This is a genomic window from Methanococcoides sp. NM1, assembly GCF_900774285.1.
Lineage (GTDB): Archaea > Halobacteriota > Methanosarcinia > Methanosarcinales > Methanosarcinaceae > Methanococcoides > Methanococcoides vulcani.
This window is the reverse complement of record NZ_CAAGTW010000020.1, coordinates 1-3,272: the sequence shown is the minus strand read 5'-3', so window position 1 is coordinate 3,272 and position 3,272 is coordinate 1. Positions and strand designations below refer to the sequence as shown.

At 35.3% G+C, this 3,272-nt stretch carries 3 protein-coding genes; all 3 read left to right on the top strand.

Going from position 1 to position 3,272, the window contains the following annotated elements; genetic code table 11:
* On the top strand, positions 1-645 hold a 645-nt coding region (locus E7X56_RS11560; RefSeq protein ID WP_210409279.1), incomplete at its 5' end, for a putative Ig domain-containing protein.
* 277 nt (positions 646-922) lie between these two features.
* The gene (locus E7X56_RS11555; RefSeq protein WP_167879539.1) at positions 923-2,044 is read left to right on the top strand and encodes a PGF-pre-PGF domain-containing protein; all 1,122 of its coding nucleotides are present in this window, start codon (positions 923-925) and stop codon (positions 2,042-2,044) included.
* Between the two features lie 839 nt (positions 2,045-2,883).
* Positions 2,884-3,272: chondroitinase-B domain-containing protein (locus E7X56_RS11550; protein WP_210409278.1), on the top strand; the 389-nt coding region annotated here is incomplete at its 3' end.

The window sequence follows — 3,272 nt, the reverse complement described above, 5'->3', positions numbered from 1 at the left end:
GGTGATGTCCTTTCCTATTCTGTCACAGGTCTTCCTTCCGGTTCTATCTTTGATAGTTCTACAGGTGATTTTATCTGGACTCCTTCTGAAGGTCAGGATGGAAACTATGAGGTTACTTTTGAGGTTACCGATGGCCAGTTAACTGATTCTGAGACCATCTACGTTGCGGTCAGTCCAGCTAATGCTGAAACTTCACACAACAATGCACCTTTAATTGTTAAGTTTGAACCTTTAAATGATATGGTTTTTAATGAAACAGAAGATATTGCAATAAGTGTAGAAGCATTTGATCTGGATGGTGATTTATTAGGTTACCTTATTAAGATCGATGGTGTGGCTTACAGTACAACTTCGAGTTATATCTGGAACACTGATCGTTCAAATGCCGGCATTCATAATATCGAAGTAGTTGTAAGCGATGGTGTGGATCAGGTTTCATACCAGCATGCTATTACGATCATTGATATGCACCCTCGCTGGGACGTAAACAGGGATGGTGTAGTAAATATTCAGGATGTTACTCTGGTCAGTCAGAACTTTGAAACAAAAAAACCACATCCAAGTTGGGATGTAAACCTGGATGGTGTAGTAAATATTCAGGATCTTTCGATCGTAGCATATTACTTCGGTGAAAACGTGGGATAAGGCGCAAACAATTTGTGCTGCTCACATTTTTGCTAATATTGATTCTGGAATGTTTATGGAATCTGCTAATATAATTTTTAATATTATCGTGTTGTTTATATTTTTTATATGATTTCAAATTTTATTTATTTGGAGCAACAACTATTTATGAGCATATCTTTGTAATCTCTATATTAGTAAGATTTTATAGATCATGAATTCGTCAATTCTATCTTAATTTGGTGGAAAAGGAATAAGCATGGATATTGTTAAAGAGTTCTTGAGAACTATTTCTTTCTTGGTCTTGTTGATAATTCTCAGCAGTCCGGCATTGGCTTCATCTGATGTAACACTTGCACCCATATCTCAAACAGTTGAAGTAGGTGATACTTTTACAATTTCTGTTTTTGTTTCACCTGATAGACCAATTGCAGGAATGCAATTTGATCTAATATTTGATAGATCCCTGGTAAATGTAAGATCTGTAACGGAGGGTGATCTGCTCAACCAGAAAGGTGCTTTTGTTTTTTTTGATAGTGGTAATATTGCCAACTCACAAGGTCGTGTTGATTCTGTATATGGACTTCTAATTGACAAAACAACTGTAACTTCATCTGGAACATTTGCTATCATCAGCTTAAGTTCAATAGATTCTGGAGTTTGTAATTTTAAGCTATCAAATGTGGTAGTAAGTGATTCAAATGGCAATGCCATTCCTATCAATGTTGTAAATAGTAATGTTGTGATCAAAGAAAGTGATACTGCAAGTAGTGGTGGTGGCGGTGATGATGGTAGTTCTGTTGGTGGAAGCAGTGTCATTGGCAGTACAGTTGAGGACATTGATAATGTTGAGCAGAAGTATATTTCACGTTTATATGTTTACAAAGATGCAAATCTAAACTTTAATTTCAATGCTACAGACAATGATATCCGTTATGTAAGATATCTGGCGTTGAAGAATGCTGGGAATATCGTAACCATCGTTGAAGTCCTCGAAAATACATCTGTTTTTGTTGAGTATCCGCCGGAGGACGTGGTCTACAAAAATATCAACGTCTGGGTTGGAACCATAGGCTATGATAATGAAGAAAATATGGATAATTCCATTGTTGGTTTCAGAGTACCCAGAGACTGGATCGAAGATAACAATATCGATGTTGATTCTATAAGGCTGAACCATTATTATGATCAAAAATGGAATGCAATACCAACAACGAAGGTTTATGAAGATGCTTCCTATCTTTACTTCGAATCAAAAGTATCAGGTTTTTCTTTTTTCTCTATAACCGGTCAGCTCAGAGAAACGGAGTCATTAACTGACAACGAAAGTTCTTCTGACCAGGATGAGACACTGGACCAAAATCTGGCACTTCTGCTCATCATGGCCGTTCTTGTTCTTTCTTTAAGAAGGAAGAAATGATCGATCTGAGGATTTCATCGATTTTAAATGAATTTTCGGTGAGTGCCATTCTTTTTACCTTTTCCTATTTCTAATAAAGAAATCTAATGGTCTCAAATTGAAATGTGGTTCAAGTAATTAATATGTGATCTTCATTTTAGTTCTTAGTCTGATGGCAACTGTTGCATGATACTATGAAATAAAAACGCTTTATTTTCTTTATGCTTAAGAATTGTACTTTTAGTAATAGCTCACAGTGTTGCCATAGTCAGCAATACCAAATGCATTGATAAAATTAGTTTAATCTGTTTTTATGGGTATTTTTGTAGTATATATTTCATTCAAAACCATCGATGATACTGTATTTTTAAATTCCTGTTAAAGTTACCATCTAGTGACTTCCAGAATTGATTGATCTGTTTTCGATCTGATATAAGTCTAATTTAGAATAAGTATATTCAATATGAAATTAATAGAATCTTAAAAACAGGCAAAGCTACCTGAATTTGTGAAAAATACCCGCAAAATCGAAAAGAAACACTTATATATGGTCGTGTCCATTTTTGGTCACGTTGATTTATATAAAAATATCATATAATTACCTTCGATAAATAGTTTGCATAAAGGTGTAGCACATGTTTTATAGTTCACAATATAAGAAATCGGATACTGTTATCTCACTTGTAGGATGTAAAGATTGCTCAAAAGATATATTTGATTTTTCAATTTGCGTAAAATATATGCGTAGATTACGATAACTTCTTCCTATGTTAAAAGGTATTAATATGAATTTTCCTACATTCTTTCACAAACGTGTTACTATTAGTTGCAACAAAGTTATATCTTGTTCCCTTTTACTTTTGCTTTTCACAGCAGGTATAGGTCTTGCATCAGCAACAGATTATTACGTATCTCCAAACGGGAATAATGCCAATAATGGATTATCTGTTTCTAATTCCTGGGCAACCCCTTCCTATGCTGCAAAGCAGGTTTTACCAGGAGATACGATATACCTGATGGATGGTACATGGTACAATGAACACATTGTTCCTGCACGTAGCGGAACAGTAGCCAGTCCCATCACTATTAAAGCCTATAATGGGATGCCGAAGCTGGATGGGGACGATTATTCTTCAACCGGTGGTATCGCCATTAATCTAAGGGGCTATGATCACTGGAATGTAGATGGCCTAAGCTTTGAGGACTATGCAACCGGTGTTTACATGAGAAATACTAATGGTTGCAATGT